The organism is Cellulomonas iranensis NBRC 101100 = JCM 18110, assembly GCF_001552375.1.
Classification (GTDB): Bacteria; Actinomycetota; Actinomycetes; order Actinomycetales; family Cellulomonadaceae; genus Cellulomonas; species Cellulomonas iranensis.
This window is the reverse complement of the sequence record NZ_BCRB01000023.1, coordinates 1-19,592: the sequence shown is the minus strand read 5'-3', so window position 1 is coordinate 19,592 and position 19,592 is coordinate 1. Positions and strand designations below refer to the sequence as shown.

Sequence of the window (19,592 nt, the reverse complement as noted above, 5' to 3'; positions counted from 1 at the left end):
GTCGTCCGCTACACGCTCAGCTCGGGGTGGAGCCGGGCGATCGTCCACACCTTCTGCCGGCGCGCGGACCACGCGCTCACCGCGAGCGAGCCGATCAGCAATGCTGACATGACCAGCACCGCCGCCCACAGCCGCTGGTCGACGCCGCCGCCGACGAGCTCGCGCAGGCCGTCGACCACGTAGGTGGCCGGCATGTACGGGTGCAGCGCCTGGAAGAACCGGGGCGTGGTCTCGACGGGGTACGTGCCGCCCGACGACGACAGCTGCAGCATGAGCAGCACGAGGGCCACGACGCGGCCCGCGGCCGTGCCGAGCAGCACCACGAACATCTGCTGCAGCGCGAGGAACGCGAGCGTGGTGAGCAGGATGAACGCCGCCATGCCGATCAGGTGCACGGGCTGCATGCCGATGCCGAGCACCAGCACGAACATCATGACGACGACCTGCACCACGCCGACCGCGGCGGCCGGCAGGTAGCCGGTCAGCACGGTGCGCAGGCCCGAGACGCCGGACGCGAGCGGGCGGCGCGGCAGCGGCCGCAGGATCAGCCACGTGATGAGCGCGCCGACGAACGTCGCGAGGGCGATGAAGAACGGCGCGAAGCCCTCGCCGAAGCCCTGCACCTCGTGGTGCGTGGTCTCGTCGAGCGTGACGGGCGTCGCGACGGCGTCGGCCGTGCGCTCGACCCGGTCGGGCGTGAACGACGGGGCCTTCGCCGCCCCGTCATGCAGGGTCGAGGCGAACGTGCCGGCACCCTCGGCGAGGGTCCGCGTGCCGTCGGCGAGCGTCGTGGAGCCGGCCGCCGCCGTGGAGGCGCCCGTGCGGAGCGTCGCGGCGCCGTCGGCGACCTGCGCGGCGCCGTCGGCGAGCTGACCGGCCTTGCCCGCGGCGGTGCCGAGGCCCGACGCGAGGGTCTGCGTGCCGTCGGCGAGCGTGTGCGCACCGGTGTCGAGCTGCGCGACGCCCGTCGCGAGGCTCTGCGCCCCGGTCGCGAGGTCGCGCGCTCCGGAGGCCGCCGAGGCGGCGCCCTGGTCGAGCCGGGCGAGACCGGTGTGCAGCGTGGTCGCGCCGGTGGCCGCGTCGCCGAGGCCCGACGCGAGCCGGTCGGCCCCCGCGTGCAGCTGGGAGACGCCGCTCGCGAGCGGGGTCGCGGACGCCGAGAGCTGGCCCGCGCCGGTGCTGACGGCACCGGCACCGGCCGCGAGCGCGTCGATGCTCGAGCCCTTGGACTGCAGGACCGCGTCGAGCTGCGCGAGCGTCATGTCGGGATTCGCGGTGCGCAGCTGCTGCAGCGCGGTGACGCCGCCGGCGACGCGCGTCGCGCCGTCGGCGAGCGCCGTCGCGGACGCGGGCAGCGCCTTCGCCTTCTCGTCGAGGGACGCGAGGCCGTCGCGCAGGGTCGTCGCGCCGGGCGCGAGCCGCTGGAGGCCGCCGTCGAGGGTCGCGGCACCGGTCGCGGCGTCGTGCGCACCGGTCGCGAGGTCGCCCAGGCCGGTGGACAGCGTGCCGGCGCCGCCGCTGAGCTTCTGCGCACCCGCGTCGGCGGACGCGAGGCCGTCGGCGAGGGCACCGCTGCCGTCGACGAGGCGCCCGGCGCCGTCGTGCGCGGTCTGCAGGCCGGACGCGAGCTGGGCCGTGCCGCTGCTGACCTGCGCGGTGCCGTCGCCGAGGCGTGCGGAGCCGTCGGCGAGCTGACCGAGGCCGACCACGAGGGCGCCCGCGCCGCCGTTGAGCTGCTGCGCGCCGTCGTCGAGGCGCGTCGCGGCGTCGGCGGCGTCGCGCACGCCGTCCGCGAGCGTCGAGACGCCCACGAGCATGGTGTCGGCGGCGTCGCGCGTGACGGACTCGGCGACCGCGTCGCGCACCCGGACCATCGCGGTCTTGCCGAGCGTGTCGGCGAGGAAGCTGTTCGCGTCGTCGTAGACGACGTCGATCGTGCCGGGCTGCGGGTCGTCCTCGGACAGGGTCGCGAGGCTCGCGGAGAAGCCCGCGGGGATCGTCACGGAGAAGTAGTAGCTGCCGTCGGCGACGCCGTCGGCGGCGGTCTTCGCGTCGACGAGCCGCCAGCCGAGGTCACCGCCGTCGAGCAGGCGCTGCGTGACGTCGGCACCGGCGTGCAGCTCGGTGCCGTCGGTCCGGGTGACGGCGACGTCCTCGTCCACGAGCGCGACGGGCAGCTGGTCGAGGTGGTCGGTGGGCGCCCAGAACGCCCAGAGGTACAGCGCGCCGTAGATGAGGGGGATGACGAAGAGCACGGCGAGCGCGATCTTCGGCAGGACGCCGCGGCGGAAGCGCCGCAGCTCGGTGCCGGTGGACAGGACGGACATGGGTCTCTCGTTCTCGCGGGTCGTCGCTCAGCGGGTGAGCGTGACGACGGCGGTGCGGTCGGGGGTGAGCAGGTCGGTGTCGCGCGGGTCGGCGCTGCCGAGGACGACGGCGCGCACGTGCTGCGGGTGGGCCGGATGGGTGAGAGCCTCGAGGCAGCGCGCGACGACGGCGCGCTCGTGCGGGTTCTTGACGGCGTCGAGGTCGTCGACGACGAGCACCTCGGGGCGGGCGAGCAGCGCGAGCGCGACGCGCACGAGCAGGTCCTGCGCCTCGGAGAGGTCGCGCACGAGGAGGCCGGGCTCCGGCACGGGCACGTCGCCGAGCACGGGGCCGAGCAGCGCGGTGAGGCGTGCGGCCGTGACGCGCGGCGTGCGGCGGTACCAGGGGCTCTCCCAGGACAGCCGCTCGCGCACGACGGCGCCGACGGGGACGACGGGCTCGAGGTCGTCGATGCCGTCGAAGCCCGCGATGCCGGCGCGCCGGCGCACGGCCGCGGCGGCCCGGGAGGTGTCGCGACCCAGGACGGTGAGGCGGCCGGAGGTCAGGCGCATGCGCCCGGCCGTCGCGAGCAGGAAGGACGTGCGGCCCGAGCCGCGGTCGCCGAGCACGACGGTGACGGGCTGGGCGGAGGTCGCGTCGAGCGGGCCGAAGACGGCGCCGCGGGCGCCGCGGACGTGCGCGGCGCGCGCGTCGAGGACGGCGGGCGGCGGGGGTGCCCCGGGGGCGGTGCCGGCATCCTCGCGGGGCGCGTCGGCGGGTGCCGCGACGTCCGGCGCACCGGTGGTGGCGGGGTCGGCGGCGTGGCGGGGGGCGTCGGACGCGGCGTCCGGTGCGGTGAGGCTGGTGGTGGTCACGGGTGCACCCTCGGATCTTTTGAACTGACTAGTCAGTCTAAACACGATGCGCAGCGATCCGCCCTCACAGGAAGCCGTGACGCTCGCCACTTGAAGCATCAACCTTCTCGGCGTACTCTCTACTTGTATCAACAACTATTCGGAGGTCACCGTGAGCACCACGACGTCCGCCGGACCCGCCGACGAGCGCGTCCTGGCCGCCACCACCTCGATGGACGCCGTGACGCTGCACGTCGGCGACCTCGAGGCCATGACCACCTACTACGCCGACGCGATCGCGATGGAGCCGCTCGAGGAGCGCGTGCGCGGGCAGCAGGTGCACCGCGTGCTGGGCCGCGGCACGACGCCGATGGTCCGGCTCGTGCACACCCCGGGCCTGCCCGCCGTCGACCCGCACCAGGCCGGGCTGTTCCACACCGCGTTCCTGTTCGACGACGCCGCGAGCCTCGCCGCGACCGTCTACCGCGCCGCGCAGGACCCGCGCAGCCGGTTCGTCGGCTCGTCAGACCACCTCGTCTCCGAGGCGTTCTACTTCACCGACCCCGAGGGCAACGGCATCGAGCTGTACACCGACCGCGACCGCAGCCTGTGGCTGCACCGCGACGGCGAGCTCGTCATGTCCACCGAGTTCCTCGACCCCAACGGCTACCTGCGCGAGCACCTCACGCAGGAGGCGCTCGACGCCGGGCCCGAGCTGGCCGGCAAGGTCGGCCACGTGCACCTGCAGGTCGGCGACATCGCGACCGCCGAGGCCTTCTACCTCGACGCCCTGGGCTTCGAGGCCACCACGCGCGGCTACCCGGGCGCGCTGTTCGCGTCCGCCGGCGGGTACCACCACCACGTCGCGATGAACACGTGGAACAGCCGCGGCGCCGGGCCGCGCGCCTCGACGCTCGGCCTGGGCGACGTCGCCGTGACGGTGCCCGGTCGCGCGGACCTCGACGCGCTCGTCGGGCGTCTGCGCGCGGCGGGCCTGGCGTTCGCCGACGACGGCCGCGCGGTGCAGCTGCGCGACCCGTGGGGCACGCAGGTCACGGTGTCCGTCCCGGGCACGACGACCGACGAGCTGCTGGCCCGGTGAGCACGCTGCGCGCCGTCCGCTCCCCCGCGCCGGGCGCGGACCCGGCCGCCCCGACCGTGCTGCTGCTGCACGGGTTCGGCTCGCACGAGCACGACCTCGCGGGCCTCGCGCCGCACCTGCCGTCGGGCCTGCCGTGGGCGGCGCTGCGCGCACCGCTCGACCTGCCGCACGGCGGCGCCGCGTGGTTCCCGATCACGACGCCCGGCTCCCCCGACCCGGCACCGGTCGCGGCGGCCGCCGACGCGATCTGGGCGTGGGTCGACGCCGAGCTCGGACCGGACGCGACGGTCGCGCCGCTCGGGTTCTCGCAGGGCGGGCTCATGGCCACCGAGCTGCTGCGCACGCGACCCGCGCGCGTCGCCGCGACCGTCGTGCTCGGCGGCTTCGTCGCGGGCGGCGAGCGACCCGGCGACGCCACGCTGGCCGGCACGCGCCCCCCGGTCTTCTGGGGCCGCGGCGAGCTCGACACCGTCATCGCGCCGCACGCGATCGAGCGCACCGCCGCGTGGCTGCCCGCGCACAGCACCCTGACGGCCCGCACCTACCCGGGCCTCGCGCACGGCATCGACGCGGCCGAGCTGGCCGACGTCCGCACGTTTCTCACGGCGCACGTGGCGGGCTGAGCGGGCGCGGCGCCGTCAGGCCATCCGCTTCTCGAAGCGGAACATCAGGTCGTCGTCGTGGCCCTGCCCCGACCCCGCGCCCGGCGCGTGCGGATCGGGGTGACCCGGGTGGAAGAACTCGACGGCGTGGAAGCCGCACACGTTGACGTAGAAGTGGATGTTGCGCACCTCGAAGTGCGGCGTCATGGTCTCCCACACGCGCGTGCGCGGGTAGCGACACTCGATCGCGCGCCAGGCGGCACGCCCGACCCCCCGCCCGTGGTGCTCGGGGTCGACGAAGAAGAAGTCGAGGCTGCCGCGCCCCGCCTCCCGGTCGACGCTCACCACCGCACCGCCCACACGCTCCCCGCCGACGACGACGTGCAGCACCTCGGCGCCGGGCGCGGCGAACGACTCCCGCAGGTCCTCGTCCGACGGGATCGGCTCGGCCATGCCGGGCGCCGCTCCCGCCGGGACCGCGAGCGCGAACGCCGCCTGCACGCGGCGCGCGAACGCGTCGAGGTCCGCCGGCTGCGCCTCGACGAGCTCGACCGCGATCCCTGCTCCTGCCGTCATGCTCCCCGTCCTCCTCGTCCTCCCCGCCGGTCGGCTCACGACCGTCGCCGGGTCCCGACCGGTCCTCACCGATCGTCGCGCAGCCACCTGTGCGCCGCCCCACGCGCGCAGCGGCGACCGGCCCTGGGCCAGGCCTGCGACGATGGGCCGCATGGACGCTCCAGCCCTCATCGACCTGGACACCTGGCCCCGGCGGCAGCACTTCGCCCACTACCTGCGCGCCGTGCCGTGCACGTACGCGATGACGGTCGAGGTCGACGTCACCGCGTTCGTCGCCGCGGTCCGCGCGGCGGGGCGCCGCACGTACCTCACGCAGGTGTGGGCGATCGCGTCGGTGGTGAACCGGCACGACGAGTTCCGCATGACGCTCACGTCCGACGGCGCGCCGGCCGTGTGGCCCGTGGTGCACCCGTCGTTCACGGTGATGCACCCCGGCAGCGAGACGTTCGCGAGCCTGTGGGTGCCGTTCGACCCGGACTACGCCGCGTTCCACGACGCGGCCGCCGCCGTGGTGGCCGAGCACGCGGGGTCGGGCGAGCTGTTCCCGCAGGGCCCGCGGCCGGCCGCCACGTTCGACGTGTCGAGCATCCCGTGGACGTCGTTCACGGGGTTCACGATCACGGCGACGCCGGGCACGCACCTCGCGCCGATCGTCACGCTCGGCCGGTACGTCGAGCGCGACGGGCGCGTGCTGCTGCCGCTCGCGGTGCAGGTGCACCACGCGGCGGCGGACGGCTTCCACACGGCGCGGCTCGTGGAGGAGCTGCGGGCGCTGCTCGCCGACCCGTCGTGGGTGGCCGGCTGACGGCACGCCCGCCCGGCGCGACCTGCGCCTCCCGCCGCTCGCGGTGGCCGCGCTGTCCGCGGTCGCCCAGGCGCTGCTCACGCGCCGTGGGCGTCGGCCCTCGCCGGGCTCGCTCGTCGTCGCGACGAGTCGCGACGACGAGCGACCCACGCCAGCAGCAGGTCGACGAGCAGGAACGCAGCCAGGGTGACCCCGAGCAGCGGCAGGAACAGCCCGACGGCCGCGGCGACCGCGATCACGGCCACGGCGCCCCACCACGGGACCTGCCGCAGGACGCCGCGCGCGGGAGGCGCGCCGGGCCGGTGCTGCGTGCGGGTGGGTCGGCGCTGCCACCACATCGTGTAGCCCCAGACGACCATCGAGACGATGCCGGAGGCCAGCACGAACAGCACGATCTGGTGGGGCAGACCGAACATCGACCCCATGTGCAGGTCGATGCCCCACCGTGCGAGCTTGGCGATCAGGCCGAACTCGGCGAAGTCGACCCGGTCGGTGACCTGCATGGTCGTGCCGTCGATCGCGACGGCGTCGACCTCGGTGGGGTAGCTCCGCTGGATCTCCTGCACGACCCATGCCGTGCCGGGTTCGGCCGGTGGCCGGATCTCCACCAGGCCGGTGTTGACGTTGACCTCCTGCGCCACGGAGAGGACCGAGTCGAACGCGCCGGGTGCGTACGTCCCGCTGCTGACGCTCGGGGTGCCCGCTGTGGTGTGACCTGCGTGCTCGTCACCTGCGCCGTCGCCGCCTCCGTCCAGCGCCGTGCTGACGGCCGGGGTCGACCATCCGAGCGCGCCACGCAGGTCGGTGACGTTGGCGCCGCCGTACTGGGACCACGTGATGCCGGTCGCGGACAGGAACAGCGCCCCGGCCATGACCCAGATGCCGACGGCGAGGTGGCGGCTGCGGCTGCGGGCGTAGGGCGTCCTGCCCGTCCCGGGGCGCAGCATGTCCCGGCGGCGTCGGGTGCGGCGGAACTGCACCACCCACATCGCCAGACCGGACAGGGCGATGATCCCCAGCCAGGACGCTGCCAGCTCGCTGTAGAGCCGGCCGGGGTCACCCAGGTGCAGGCTGCGGTGCAGCTGGTCGATCCAGGTACGCAGCGGGAGCGCCCCGCTCGTGCCGTAGGTCGTCAGCTCGCCGCGGACCTCGGCGGTGCCGGGGTCGACGAACACCGCACGGGTCTCGCTGGGCCCGAGGTCGGTGCCGGCGAACATGACCCTGGTCGTGGCGCCCGGCTCGGGAGCGGGTCGCACCGCGACGAGCGTCTCGCCCTGGCCGACGTGCTCGCGGGCCGCGACGACCTGGTCGGCCAGCGGCAGCGCGGCGGCGTCGGGTGACGCTGCGGTGAGCTCGTGGGCGTAGACGACCCGTTCGATCTGCGGGGTCAGGGCGTACAGCCCGCCGCTGATCGCCGCGACGACGATGAACGGCCCGACGAACACCCCGGCGTAGAAGTGCAGGCGCAGCAGGAGCGGGCCGAGCCAGCGCCTGCGGGCACGCGGTGGGCTCGTCGTGGTGGCCGCGGGCAGCGTGCGGCCCGGTGCGGTGGGCGTGGTCATGTCAGCAAGGTCTCTCCGATGAAGCCGCCTTCGGCGCAGCCGGGCGGGATCGCGAAGACGGCGGAGCCGATCGGCGTGGTCCACTCGTTCAGCAGGTCGAGCTCGTCGAGCCGTTGCTGCAGCGGGACGAACTGGGCGTCGACGTCGGCCTGGTAGGAGACGAACAGCAGCCCGGAGCTCGAGATCTGCTCGCCGACGGGTGCGTCGTCGTAGTTGTACGCGCGGCGGAAGATCCGCTGCCGGGTGTCCTCGGAGCGTGCACGGCGCACGTGCGAGAACTCCGGGATGACGGGGAAGCCGATCGCGGTGGTCGCCTCGAAGTCGGGTTCGTCGTGCTCCTGCGCACCGGTCAGCGGCGCCCCGTTGGACAGGTAGCGCCCCACGGACTGCTCGCGGCCGCTGCGGTCGAGCTCGTCCCACTTGTCGAGGTTCATCGCGATCCGACGCACGACGACCCCGGTGCCGCCGGCCAGCCAGCCGTCGCGGATCCACACCAGCTCGTCGAAGTCGGCGGTCCCCGGTGCGGGGTTGACGGTGCCGTCGACCTGTCCGAACAGGTTCCGCATCGTGGTGCCGGAGGCCTGCGACCCGCGAGCTCGGCGAAACCCGGGCTGGGTCCAGCGCAGCCGGGCGAAGCTGCGGGTGTCCTTGAGCAGCATCCGCACGGTGTGCGCGACGGTCATCCGGTCGTCGGCGGCGACCTGGATCAGCAGGTCGCCGTCGCTCCACGCGTCCTGCAGCCGGTCGATCCCGAAGGCGGGCAGCGGGCGCAGCCACGACGGGGCGTCGACCGTCGCGGCGCGGCGCACCAGCTCGGGGCCGAACCCGAACGTCACGGTCAACCGGGAGGGCACCAGAGCGAGCTCCGGCTCCGAGTCGGCCAGGGCGGCGACCCCCTGGGTGAGGCGGGCCGCGTCGTCGGTGAGCAGCTGCATCATCCGCCGCAGACCGTCCCGGTCGGTCTGCGTGTGCAGGTCCAGGGCCACCAGCGTGGCGTAGGCCTGCGGCGGCGCCGTGGCGATCCCGGCCTGGTACGTGCCGTGGAAGTCGACGGTCTCGGTGCCGTGCAGCGCCTCGCCCACCTCCGGCGGGCTCGTCGTCGCGTCGTCGGACCTCGCCGACCGCCGGGTCAGTGCATCGGCACCGACCGCGACGACCGCGCCGGCGCCGGCGACAGCCCCTCCCAGGAGGAACTGCCGCCGGCTGGGTCCGCTGCGACCGGCCTCAGGCGTCCGGTCGCGGGCCATCACTCGTCGCCCATGTCCATGTGCTCGCCCATGTCCGCGTGCTCGCCCATGTCCATGTGCTCGCCGCCCTCGTACGTCTCGTTGGCTCCGGAGTAGTCCTTGGCCGGGACGGTGAACTCGTAGGTGGAGCCGTCGGAGAACGTCAGGGTGAACGCGACTTCGTCGCCGGCGTGCAGCGGCTCGACGAGGTCCATCAGCATCAGGTGGTTCCCGCCGGGCTCCAGGCTCAGCGACGTCCCGCCGGGGATGGTGAACCCGTCGGCCTTCTCGCGCATCACCATCTGCCCGGACTCGTTCTCGACGGTCTCGTGCAGCTCCATCGCGGTCGAGGCCGGGCTGGTCACCGACACGACGGTCACGTCGGAGTCGCCGGTGTTCTCCAGCTCGCCGAACGCCGCGGACATGCCGGAGTCGGCGGACTTGACCCAGCCGTCCTCGAGGACGACCGACTCACCGGCGCTGCTCGCACCGGTGGCGGTCGGGCTCGTGTCGGCGCTCTGGGCGTCGGTCCCGCACGCGGCCAGGGCGAGCACCGCGGCGGCCGCGGCAAGGGTGGACAGGGTGTGTCGAACAGACATCACGATCTCAGCTCTCATTCGTTCGGAAGGAAGACAGGTGGTGGGGCGCGCTCAGCGCGCCCGGGTGAGTGCCCGACGGCGGACGACGAGGACCACCGCGTAGACCCCTGCCGCGATCCCGGCGCCGGCCGCCGCGACCAGCACGGTCCGCAACGGCCCGTCACCGGACGCGGCCGTGGACCCCTCGGCCCCCGCTTGGGGGCCCTGGGGGTCGGCGGTGGTCGACGACGTCGCGCTCGGTGCTGCCGGCGACGCCGACGGCGGGTCGTCCCGCACACCGAAGGGGATCGATCCGGCGATGGGGTGCCCGTCGGAGGACACCACGCGCCACCGCACCGTGTAGCCGCCGTCCGGCAGGTCCGGCTCCAGCGGGACCGTCACGACCCGGCCGTCGATGACGGGGGCCCCGGCCGCCCGGTCCTCGCCCGCGGCGTCGGCCACGACCACCGCAGCCCCGACGTCCATCACCTCGGCCGAGAACTCGAGACGGATCTCGACCGGCGTCTGCTCGAGGCGTTGGTCACCATCGGGGTCGCTGTCGATCAGCTGGTCGTGCGCGGACGCCACGGTGGACGAGCCGAGGAGCATGAGCCCGGCGAACGAGCTCACGGCCACGGCCCGCCCCAGGGCGCGCCTGAAGGACGAAGTCACGTCGAAACACCTCACGCGGTGCCGGGCACACGCCACGGGACTCCGGGGCGCGGCAGTCGCGCACCGGGCAGGTGTCCCCGACAGGTCGTCGGACCAGCGCGTCAGCCGCGCCGGCTAGGTCAGGGCAGGACGACCGGCGAGCGGCGGGCCACGACGGGTGACGCCTCCCAGCGCGAGCAGGAGCACACGACGGACGGGACCGTCGGCGACGACGATCGCCGCGGCCGCAGGGCGCGCGACCACGGACGTGGGCCGCGGGAGCAGCACGAGCAGCCGACGCGCGAACCGCAGCAGCACGGCCGCGATGCGCGCCGCCACGACCTCGCCGTGGCGCAGCGCCAGCACCGTCACCACGCCCGCCAGGGCGTGCGCGACCCACATCCCCGCCGACGCGTGGGCGAGGTGCGCGACCGGCTCGGCGGTGCCGGCCAGCAGGCCCGCCGCGTCTGCGCCGTGGTGGCCGGCATGGCCGACGGCGGACGACGACGTCGTCCCGGGGGTGGTCGCACCGAGGACGAACAGGACGTGGAACATCAGCTGGCTCACGGCGACGGACACGGACAACCGCATCCAGCGCATCCGTACGCCGGCCAGCACCGAGCACACGGTGAACGAGAAGACCAGGGGGACCACGACGCCGAGGGGGCCCGGCAGCGCGCCTCCCGCCGTCACGTGCGACACCAGCGCGACGAGCGTCGAGGCGATCGCCGCACCCAGCCCACGGGTCAGTCGACGGGCGCCATCAGGTGGCGCCGCGACGTCACCCGGCCCGGACACGGCGGTCATGCTACGCGGGAGCCGGGACCGAGGTCCTACCCGGCGCGGCGGCCAGGGCTCCCACCCTCCGTCGGAGGACGAACCCGCGCTGCTCGCCGATCCGACGTGGGTCACGGCTGACGCTCTTCGTGTTTCACTCGTCGCTATTCGTTGCGATGATCGCAACCCGTTGCGTACGGTGAACGCATGGAGAAGCGCGACGCGATCGACGACATCATCGACATCGTCCTGCCCGTGCCCGCCCCGGCGCCCGCGGACGCCGACGAGCTGACGCGGGCACCGCTGGAGGCCGTGCGCGAGGAGGTGGTGCGCCAGCGCGAGGTCTTCGAGCGGTACCTGCGCGTCGCCGACGGCGACCGGTCACCCACGCGCCAGGACGTGCTGCTTGCCGAGATCGAGCGGGCCCGCACCGAGATGCGCGAGGCCGAGGACCGGCTGCGGATGCTCGTCGCGTACGGCCGCGAGTTCGTGGCGCCGCAGCCCTACCCGCTCAAGACCCTCGCGGCGGCCGCCGGCATGTCGATCTCGGGCACGCGCAGCGCGTACACGTCCGACGAGGTCGCCGCCGTCGCCGAGCGCACGGGCCGCCGGCCCGTCAGGAGCACGGCGCTCGACGCGTAGCCGGGCCGGACGATCGGAGAGCGACGCGGGCCTCGGCCGCGGCGCCGCCGAGAGCACGACGCGGCGGCACGGCAGGATGACGACGTGACCGCCGCACCCGACCACGTCGAGCTCAGCACCGACGACCTGCGGGCCGTGGCCCGGTACGCGGCGGACTGCGCGTCGCAGGTGCTGCCCGCGTTCGAGGCCGCCGTCCCCGACGACCCGCGGCCCCGCGAGGCGCTCGCCGCCGCCCGCGCGTTCACCGACGGCGCCGCGCGCAGCAACCGGCAGCGCACGGCCGCGGTCGCCGCGCACCGGGCCGCCGCCGCGGTCGACGACGAGGTCGCCCGGCTCGGCGCGCTCGCGTGCGGCGACGCGGCGGCGGCCGCCTACCTGCACCCGATCGCGCGCGCGACGCAGGTCGGCCACATCCTGCGTGCGGCGGCGTGCGTGGCGCGCGTCGCGGAGCTCCGTGCCGTCGCCGCCGGTGACGACGCCGGTCGCGCGGCCGACGAGGCCGTCGCGACGCTCGCGGGGCTCGCGGCACCGCCCGTGCCCGCGGTCCTGCGCCGCTACCCGCCCGCACCCGCCGGGCGGCACCGCCTGGCCGAGCTCACGAGCGCGCTCGACGCGGCCGTCCGCGCGCGCAACTGACCCCGCGCCGCGAGGCTCAGGCGAGCACCTTCTCGACGACCGCGGCCACGCGCCGCGCGCGGGTCTCGGCCGCCTTGGCCCCCTCGACGGCCGTGACGTGCGCCTTGCGGGCGCTCGGGGAGAGCGCGTCGAACGCGGCGCGCGCCCCGGGGGCCGCGTCGAGCGCCGCGGCGAGATCGGCCGGCACCTCGACGACCCGCGGTGCCGTGTCGAGCTCGAGCGTGACCTCGATCGGGTCGCCGCCCGCGAGGCCGGTCTCTCGGCGGTGCGCCGCCGAGAACGGGATCAGGTGACGCCCGCCCATGACGGCGAGCGTCGAGCGGTACGTGTGCCCGTTCACGGTGACGACGACCGGGGCGCGCTTGCCCGCACTGAGGGCCTCGACGACCGCGGGCGGCACCTCGACGCCGGTGTTGTTGCCGTCGAGGAGCAGGGTCGTGGTGAACGTCTGCGTGGCCATGCCCGCATCGTCCCGCCCGGCACGGCCGGGCACCACCGGGACAGGACGGCGCTCCACCTGCCGGGGCACCGCGTCACCGTGGCTCTCGGCACACCGTGCCAGCTCACGCCCACCCCGACCTACTCGGTGCGCTGCCGCCCGATGTAGTCAGACATGCCGGGGACGGTGAAGGCGATCCGGCCGTGCTCGGGCGCGTACACCAGACCCTTCGCGATGAGCTGCGCCCGGGTGGGCCCGAGGCTCCCGATCTGCTTGCCGAGTCGACGGGCGACCTCGCCGCTCCGAGATCCCCCGTCACCGTCCTCGGCCATCGCCCGCAGATACGCGCGCTCGGCGGGTGTCGCTCGATCCCACCGCGCCGGGAAGAAGCCCTGGTCGAGCTGCGCGCGCCCGAGCTCGAGCGCGCGCTCGGCGTCCGCCTCGGTGAACACCTTCGCCGGAGCGACGTCCCAGATGGCCTTGCCGTACTCCTGGAGGAAGTAGGGGTAGCCCGCGGCCGCCTCGACGAGGAGGTCGAGCGCCTGCGCACCGTATCTCGCCCCGACCTTCTCCGCTGGCGTGGCCAGCGCAGCACCGGCGGCGTCGCGGCTCAGGGGCCCGATCTCGTGGTAGTCGAACAAGCGCTCGGCATAGGAACGCGACTCGCTGAGTGTGGACGGGAGGCTCGGGAGACCGGCGCCGATGACGTAGAAGGGCCACTGTCGCTGCCCTGCGGCGTGCTGCACGGCGAGCAGCGCCGTCAGGAGCTCGTCGTCGACGTCCTGCATCTCGTCGATGAAGATGGCGAAGCCCTTGCCCTCCGGCCGCAGCGCCGTCGCGACGTCGTCGACCATCTCCTCGAGGTCGAGGTCGACCTGGCCGGTATCGGCACGCCCCTCGGTGGTCTCGATCCCCAGGGACACGCCTGCGACCCCGATGGTCGCCGAGAACGACCCGATGCTGCCGAGTACGCCCTTCAGCCGCTCACGCGCGCCCGGACGGTTGTAGCGGCGAGCCGCCACCAGGAGCTCGCGCGCGAGCTTTCCTCGCACCGCACGCGCCCCGGCGTCGCCGGGAACGGCCTCGATCGCCACGGTGAACCAGCCGTGGGAGTCGGCGTGGGCGCGGAGCTCGTTGAGGAGGACCGTCTTGCCCACGCCGCGCAGCCCCGAGAGCACCATGCCTCGGTTGTGCAGGTGGTTGCCGGTGCGTGCCACCACCGTGTCGAACGCCTCCACCTGCGCTTCCCGCCCGACCATCGCGGGCGGCCTCAGGCCCGACCCGGGCGCGTAGGGGTTGAGCGCGCGATCCATGAAGGGGATCATACAGCCGTATAGCGAATTGCTCTATACATCCACCTCAGGTGGTACACCTCTCGCGGCGAACAGGCCATGTCGACAGCCCACCCGCATACCCTGACCCGCATGGCCACCATCCGGGACGTCGCGGCCGACGCGGGCGTCGCGCCGAGCACGGTGTCGAACGTGCTGTCGGGCCGCAAGCGGTTCCCGGACGCGACGGTGGCGCGCGTGCTCGCGAGCGTCGAGCGGCTGGGCTACCGACCGTCCCCCGCGGCGCGCGCGCTGGCGCTGGGGCGGACCAACGTGCTGGGGCTCCTCGCGTCGTACCGGCCGGGCTCGCGCGAGGCCGACGTCGACGTGTTCATGCGGTTCGTGCGCGCGGCGATGTACACGGCGCAGCCGCGCGGGTACGACGTGCTGCTCATGGGCCGGGGCGACGACGAGCTCGCGGGCGACGTGCTGGCCGACGCGCTCGTCGTCATGGACGTGCGGCTGCACGACGCGCGGCTGCCGGTGCTCGCGGCGCTGCCGCAGCCGGTCGTGCTCGTCGGCTGGCCGGCGCAGACGCACGGCCTGAGCGCGGTCGACCTGGACTTCGCCGACGCCGCGCGCACGATGCTCGGGCACGTCGCGGACCTGGGGCACCGCGAGGTGGCCGTGCTCGCGGGCCCGGAGGACCCCGCCGACCCGGACGCCGACGAGCTGTCGTTCCGGCACCGGTTCCGCACCGGGTTCGCCCGCGCGTGCGACGACCGGGGCGTGCGCGGCCGGTTCGGCGCGTGCGCGCGGGGCGACGTCGCCGCGTGGCTGGACGCGACGCTCGCGGACCTGCACGGGCTGACGGCGGTGCTCGTGCTCGACGTCGCGGCGGTCGACGAGCTCGTGACCGAGCTGCACCGGCGCGGCCGCTCGGTGCCGGGCGACGTCTCCCTGGTCGCGCTCTCCCCCGTCGAGCAGCCCGTGGCCGGGCACCCGGACCTCACGCTCGTCGACCTGCCCGGGCGGGCGATGGTCGCGCGGGCGGTCGAGCGCGCGCTCGACGAGCTCGCGGGCGCCGCCGCGGGTGCGGTCGACCTGCTGCCCGCCGTCCTGCACCCGGGCGCCACGACGGCCGCGCCCGGGCGGGGTCTGCGCGACTGACCACCGCGACCGGGCGGCGGGGCGCGCGACGTGCGGCCGACCACCCCGCCCGCCCCCGCCGCCCCGCGCGCGACCATCCGTGACCGGCCCCTCGATCGACCCGTTGCCTCCCCACCCGCGAGCGGGTTAGCGTGCTCGGCGTGGTGAACCGGTTCTCCACAGGAGCGGGACCGGACCCACCGACCGCGGGAGACCCACGTGCAGCACTTCCGGACCGACGGCCGTCGGCTCACCTGGACCGGCGACGGCGAGACGCTCGTCGTCGACCCCTGGGGCGCCGACGCCGTGCGCGTGCGCGCGTCCGTCACGGGCGACGTGCTCGACACCGACTGGGCGCTGCTGCCCGCACCCGACGGCCCGCCGCCCGCGATCGAGGTCGACGGCACCACCGCCCGCCTCGTGCAGGGCCGGTTGATCGTCGAGCTCACCGCCGGGCAGCACCTCGACTGGCAGGTCGGCTACCAGGTCGCGTGGTGCCGCGTGCGGTTCCTCGACGCGGACGGCCGCGTGCTGCTCGAGGAGCACGGCACCGGCGGCGCGCTCAAGCTGCGCGCGCGGGACTTCCGCGCGCACGTCGGCGGCGACCACCGGCTCGTCGCGAGCTTCACGTCCGACCCCGACGAGCACCTGGCCGGCATGGGGCTCTACCAGCAGGACCTCATCGACCTCAAGGGCAGCACGTTCGAGCTCGTCCACCGCAACTCGCAGGCGTCCGTGCCGTTCGTCGTCTCCAGCGCGGGGTACGGAATGCTCTGGCACAACCCGGCCGTGGGGCGCGCGACGTTCGGGCGCAACCGCACCGAGTGGGTCGCCGAGAGCACGCGCCAGCTCGACTACTGGGTCACCGCGGGCGGCACCCCCGCGCAGATCGCGTCCGCGTACGCCGACGCGACCGGCCACGCGCCGATGATGCCCGAGCACGCGCTCGGCCTGTGGCAGAGCAAGCTGCGCTACGCGTCGCAGGACGAGCTGCTCGAGGTCGCGCGCGAGCACCACCGCCGCGACCTGCCCGTCGACGTGGTCGTGGCCGACTTCTTCCACTGGCCGCACATGGGCGACGAGCGGTTCGAGGAGGAGTTCTGGCCGGACCCGGCCGCGATGACCGCCGAGCTGCGCGACCTCGGCATGGAGCTCATGGTCTCGGTGTGGCCGCAGGTGTCGGTCGACTCCGAGAACTTCGCCGACCTGTCGCGCGCCAACCACCTGGTGCGCGCCGACCGCGGGCTCGAGGTCCAGATGGCGTTCGGCGGGCCCAGCATGTTCGTCGACGTCACCCACCCGGGCGCCCGCGCGGCGCTGTGGGAGCTGTGCCGGCGCAGCTACCACGAGCACGGCGTGCGGATCTTCTGGCTCGACGAGGCCGAGCCCGAGTACGGGCGCTACGACCTCGACAACTACCGGTTCCACGCGGGCCCGGGCGCGCAGGTGAGCAACGTGTACCCGCAGCTGTTCTCGCGCACGTTCCACGACGGGCTGCGCGCCGCGGGCGAGACCGAGGTCGTCAACCTCGTGCGGTGCGCGTGGGCGGGCAGCCAGCGGTACGGCGCGCTCGTGTGGTCGGGCGACATCGCGTGCTCGTGGGAGGCGCTGCGCCGCCAGGTCGTCGCGGGCGTGCACATGGGCGTCGCGGGCATCCCGTGGTTCACCACCGACATCGGCGGGTTCCACGGCGGCGACGTGCGCGACCCCGCGTTCCACGAGCTGCTGGTGCGCTGGTTCCAGATGAGCACGTTCAGCCCCGTGCTGCGCATGCACGGCGACCGGCAGCCCAGCCGTCCCGTCACCGCGGCCGACGGGTCGTCGCGCATGGCGTCCGGCGGCCCCAACGAGCTGTGGAGCTACGGGCCCGACGTCGAGCGCGTGCTCACCGGCTACCTGCGCGTGCGCGAGGCGCTGCGCCCGTACGTGCGCCGCCTCATGCGCGCCGCGCACGAGGACGGGCAGCCGCTGCTGCGCGGCCTGTTCCACGAGTTCCCCGACGACCCGCACGCGTGGCAGGTCACCGACCAGTACCTGTTCGGCCCCGACCTGCTCGTCGCACCCGTCGTGCACCCCGGCGCGACGTCCCGCACCGTGCACCTGCCCGCGGGTGCGTCGTGGACCGACGTCCGCACGGGCGAGGTGCACGCGGGCGGCACGCGGGTGGACGTCGAGGCGCCGCTGGCCGTGCTGCCGCTGTTCGGCCGCGACGGCGCGGGCGCCGAGCTGCGCGACGCGCTGCGCGCGGCCTCCTGACCCCGGGCCCGGGCCGCCGCCGCGCCGGACGCCGACCGACCCCTCGGCCGTCGTCCGGCGCGGGCGCCCCGGCGTGGGGGCGCGGCCCGGGTCCGGGACCGGGTACGAGTACGGGCGCACGTACGGGCCCGGTCAGCGGGCGTCAGGGAACCGTCAGGACGCGGTCCCGGCACACCCGCCGCGGAGCACGCTCGTCGCGGTGACCACGGCGGTCGCCCCGCCCCCGCGGCGGTGACCACGAGGAGCACCCGTGGCCGACCTCGTCCTGCTCGTCCTCACCGGCGGCCTGTTCGGGCTGCTCGCCGCGCTCGTGCGCGGGCTCGCGCACCGGGTGGACCGGCCGTGAGCGGCGAGACCGTCGCCGCCCTCGTCGTGGCCGTGGGCCTCGCGGCGTACCTGCTGCGCGCGCTGCTGCACCCGGAGCGACGGTGAGCGCCGCGGTCGCGGCCTGGCTCCAGGTCGGCCTGCTGGTCGCGCTGCTCGCGGCCGTGCACGTGCCGCTCGGCGAGCACCTGGCGCGCACGTTCACCTCGCCCCGGCACCTGCGCGTCGAGCGCGCGCTGTACCGGCTGGGCGGCATCGACCCCGACGCCGACCAGCGGTGGTCGGTGTACGCGCGGTCGGTGCTCGCGTTCTCGCTCGTGTCCGTGGTGCTGCTGTACGCGCTGCTGCGCCTGCAGGCGTGGCTGCCGCTCTCGCTGGGCCGCGCCGGGCTCGCCCCGACGACCGCGTGGGACACCGCGGTCTCGTTCGTCACCAACACGAACTGGCAGTCGTACTCGGGCGAGCAGGCCCTCGGGCACCTCGCGCAGGCCGCCGGGCTCACGGTGCAGAACTTCGTGTCCGCGGCCGTCGGCATGGCCGTCGCGGTCGCGCTCGTGCGGGGGTTCGCGCGGTCGGGCACCGACCGGCTCGGGTCGTTCTGGGTGGACCTCGTGCGCGGCACCGTGCGCGTGCTGCTGCCGCTGGCCGCGGTCGCGGCCGTCGCGCTGCTGCTGGGCGGCGTCGTGCAGACGTTCACGGGCCCGCAGACCGTCACGACGCTCGACGGCGGCACGCAGACCCTCCTCACGGGGCCGGTCGCGTCGCAGGAGGCGATCAAGCTGCTGGGCACCAACGGCGGCGGCTTCTTCAACGCCAACAGCGCGCACCCGTTCGAGAACCCCGCGCCGTGGACCAACCTGCTCGAGGTGTTCCTGCTGCTCGCGGTCCCGTTCAGCCTGCCGCGCGCGTTCGGCCGCATGGTCGGCGACCTGCGCCAGGGCTGGGCGGTGCTCGCGACGACCGGCGGCCTGTGGGCCGCGACCACGGCCGTGCTGACGTGGGCCGAGACCCGCGGGTACGGCGCCGTGCCCGCGCTGGCCGGGGCCGCGCTGGAGGGCAAGGAGGTGCGGTTCGGGCCCGCGGCGTCCGCGCTGTTCGCGGCCTCGACGACCGCGACGTCCACGGGCGCGGTCAACGCGTCGCACGACTCGCTCACCGCGCTGGGCGGCGGGACCGCGCTGCTCAACATGGTGCTGGGCGAGGTCGCCCCGGGCGGCGTCGGGTCGGGGCTCTACGGCATCCTCGTGCTCGCCGTCCTCACGGTGTTCCTCGCGGGGCTCATGGTGGGCCGCACGCCCGAGTACCTCGGCAAGAAGATCGGGCAGCGCGAGGTCACGCTCGTCGCGCTGTCGGTGCTGACCATGCCCGCGCTCGTGCTGGTGGGCGCCGCGCTCACGGCGGGCGTGCCCGCGCGCGTCGCCGCGTCGGTGCAGGACCCGGGTGCGCACGGCCTCACCGAGATCCTCTACGCGTACGCGTCGGCCGCCAACAACAACGGGTCCGCGTTCGCCGGGTTCGGCGCCGCGACCCCCTACCAGGACGTCACGCTCGGGGTCGTCATGCTGCTCGGCCGGTTCGTGCCGGTCGTGCTCGTGCTCGCGCTCGCCGGCACGCTCGCGCGGCAGCGCCGCGTGCCCGTCACCGCGGGCACGCTGCCCACCCACGGCCCGCTGTTCGCGGGCCTGCTCGCGGTCGTGACCGTCGTCGTCACGGCCCTCACGTTCGTCCCGGCGCTCGCGCTGGGCCCCGTCGCGGAGGCACTCCTGTGACCGCCACCCCCGTCAGCACCGACCCCGCCGCGAGCGCCGCACCCGCGGCCGCCCGCACGTCCGCCG

General features: G+C 75.0%; 19 protein-coding genes. 9 read left to right on the top strand and 10 right to left on the bottom strand.

Translation table 11 applies throughout. The features are described 5' to 3' along the window. Positions 1-8: 8 nt before the first annotated feature. Complete coding sequence (locus tag CS2_RS07035; RefSeq protein ID WP_070319414.1) at positions 9-2,327, bottom strand: YhgE/Pip domain-containing protein; 2,319 nt, start codon at positions 2,325-2,327, stop codon at positions 9-11. Between the two features lie 27 nt (positions 2,328-2,354). Then, the gene (locus tag CS2_RS07030; RefSeq protein WP_082739940.1) at positions 2,355-3,182 is read right to left on the bottom strand and encodes an ATP-binding cassette domain-containing protein; all 828 of its coding nucleotides are present in this window, start codon (positions 3,180-3,182) and stop codon (positions 2,355-2,357) included. 151 nt (positions 3,183-3,333) lie between these two features. Here CS2_RS07030 and CS2_RS07025 point away from each other — a divergent pair, with 151 nt between their 5' ends. Continuing rightward, entirely contained in the window at positions 3,334-4,263 is a 930-nt protein-coding gene (locus CS2_RS07025) for a VOC family protein (protein WP_082739939.1), read from the top strand. Further along, positions 4,260-4,886, top strand: a complete 627-nt coding sequence (locus CS2_RS07020) for an alpha/beta hydrolase (protein WP_070319412.1) — start codon at positions 4,260-4,262, stop codon at positions 4,884-4,886. Before CS2_RS07025 ends, CS2_RS07020 begins: the two co-directional genes overlap by 4 nt. 15 nt (positions 4,887-4,901) lie before the next feature. On the opposite strand, the gene CS2_RS07015 is transcribed toward CS2_RS07020, so the two are convergent. Then, the gene (locus tag CS2_RS07015) at positions 4,902-5,441 is read right to left on the bottom strand and encodes a GNAT family N-acetyltransferase (RefSeq protein ID WP_070319411.1); all 540 of its coding nucleotides are present in this window, start codon (positions 5,439-5,441) and stop codon (positions 4,902-4,904) included. A 151-nt stretch (positions 5,442-5,592) separates the two neighbouring features. Here CS2_RS07015 and CS2_RS07010 point away from each other — a divergent pair, with 151 nt between their 5' ends. Further along, positions 5,593-6,246 (top strand): CatA-like O-acetyltransferase, encoded by a 654-nt coding sequence (locus CS2_RS07010; RefSeq protein WP_070319410.1) that lies wholly within the window; start codon positions 5,593-5,595, stop codon positions 6,244-6,246. A 77-nt stretch (positions 6,247-6,323) separates the two neighbouring features. Here the strand turns inward: CS2_RS07010 and CS2_RS07005 are convergent, their stop codons facing one another. The 5 genes from CS2_RS07005 to CS2_RS06985 all read right to left on the bottom strand — a co-directional run bounded on the left by CS2_RS07005 (position 6,324) and on the right by CS2_RS06985 (position 11,061). Further along, positions 6,324-7,808 carry a PepSY-associated TM helix domain-containing protein gene (locus CS2_RS07005; RefSeq protein WP_070319409.1) on the bottom strand — a complete coding sequence of 495 codons (1,485 nt, stop codon included), beginning with the start codon at positions 7,806-7,808 and terminating at the stop codon, positions 6,324-6,326. Continuing rightward, the gene (locus CS2_RS07000; RefSeq protein WP_070319408.1) at positions 7,805-9,055 is read right to left on the bottom strand and encodes a Dyp-type peroxidase; all 1,251 of its coding nucleotides are present in this window, start codon (positions 9,053-9,055) and stop codon (positions 7,805-7,807) included. The genes CS2_RS07005 and CS2_RS07000 overlap by 4 nt, the downstream gene beginning before the upstream one ends. Continuing rightward, the gene (locus CS2_RS06995) at positions 9,055-9,651 is read right to left on the bottom strand and encodes a copper chaperone PCu(A)C (protein ID WP_233421094.1); all 597 of its coding nucleotides are present in this window, start codon (positions 9,649-9,651) and stop codon (positions 9,055-9,057) included. The genes CS2_RS07000 and CS2_RS06995 overlap by 1 nt, the downstream gene beginning before the upstream one ends. A 33-nt stretch (positions 9,652-9,684) precedes the next feature. Beyond that, a complete protein-coding gene (locus CS2_RS06990) occupies positions 9,685-10,284 on the bottom strand; it encodes a copper resistance CopC family protein (protein ID WP_233421093.1) in 600 nt (199 codons plus the stop codon). 114 nt (positions 10,285-10,398) lie between these two features. Continuing rightward, positions 10,399-11,061: a hypothetical protein gene (locus CS2_RS06985; RefSeq protein WP_134851417.1), complete on the bottom strand. Its 663-nt coding sequence runs from the start codon at positions 11,059-11,061 to the stop codon at positions 10,399-10,401. A 186-nt stretch (positions 11,062-11,247) separates the two neighbouring features. On the opposite strand from CS2_RS06985, the gene CS2_RS06980 reads away from it, so the two are divergent. Next, positions 11,248-11,682 carry a hypothetical protein gene (locus tag CS2_RS06980; RefSeq protein WP_070319406.1) on the top strand — a complete coding sequence of 145 codons (435 nt, stop codon included), beginning with the start codon at positions 11,248-11,250 and terminating at the stop codon, positions 11,680-11,682. An 84-nt stretch (positions 11,683-11,766) separates the two neighbouring features. Then, positions 11,767-12,318, top strand: coding sequence for a putative immunity protein (locus CS2_RS06975; RefSeq protein WP_070319405.1), 552 nt, complete (start codon positions 11,767-11,769; stop codon positions 12,316-12,318). A 16-nt stretch (positions 12,319-12,334) separates the two neighbouring features. Here the strand turns inward: CS2_RS06975 and CS2_RS06970 are convergent, their stop codons facing one another. Then, on the bottom strand, positions 12,335-12,778 hold the full coding sequence (locus CS2_RS06970; RefSeq protein WP_070319404.1) for a YdeI/OmpD-associated family protein: 444 nt from the start codon (positions 12,776-12,778) through the stop codon (positions 12,335-12,337). A gap of 119 nt (positions 12,779-12,897) precedes the next feature. Beyond that, the gene (locus tag CS2_RS06965) at positions 12,898-14,070 is read right to left on the bottom strand and encodes an ATP-binding protein (RefSeq protein ID WP_070319439.1); all 1,173 of its coding nucleotides are present in this window, start codon (positions 14,068-14,070) and stop codon (positions 12,898-12,900) included. Positions 14,071-14,181: 111 nt separating this feature from the next. Here CS2_RS06965 and CS2_RS06960 point away from each other — a divergent pair, with 111 nt between their 5' ends. From CS2_RS06960 to kdpA, 4 genes are all read left to right on the top strand, one after another. Continuing rightward, a complete protein-coding gene (locus CS2_RS06960) occupies positions 14,182-15,198 on the top strand; it encodes a LacI family DNA-binding transcriptional regulator (protein ID WP_070319403.1) in 1,017 nt (338 codons plus the stop codon). Between the two features lie 198 nt (positions 15,199-15,396). After that, positions 15,397-17,433: a glycoside hydrolase family 31 protein gene (locus tag CS2_RS06955; RefSeq protein WP_070319402.1), complete on the top strand. Its 2,037-nt coding sequence runs from the start codon at positions 15,397-15,399 to the stop codon at positions 17,431-17,433. Between the two features lie 342 nt (positions 17,434-17,775). After that, positions 17,776-17,865: a K(+)-transporting ATPase subunit F gene (kdpF, locus tag CS2_RS19035; protein WP_160309413.1), complete on the top strand. Its 90-nt coding sequence runs from the start codon at positions 17,776-17,778 to the stop codon at positions 17,863-17,865. Then, positions 17,862-19,526 (top strand): potassium-transporting ATPase subunit KdpA, encoded by a 1,665-nt coding sequence (gene kdpA, locus CS2_RS06950; protein WP_070319401.1) that lies wholly within the window; start codon positions 17,862-17,864, stop codon positions 19,524-19,526. The genes kdpF and kdpA overlap by 4 nt, the downstream gene beginning before the upstream one ends. Positions 19,527-19,592: the final 66 nt, after the last annotated feature.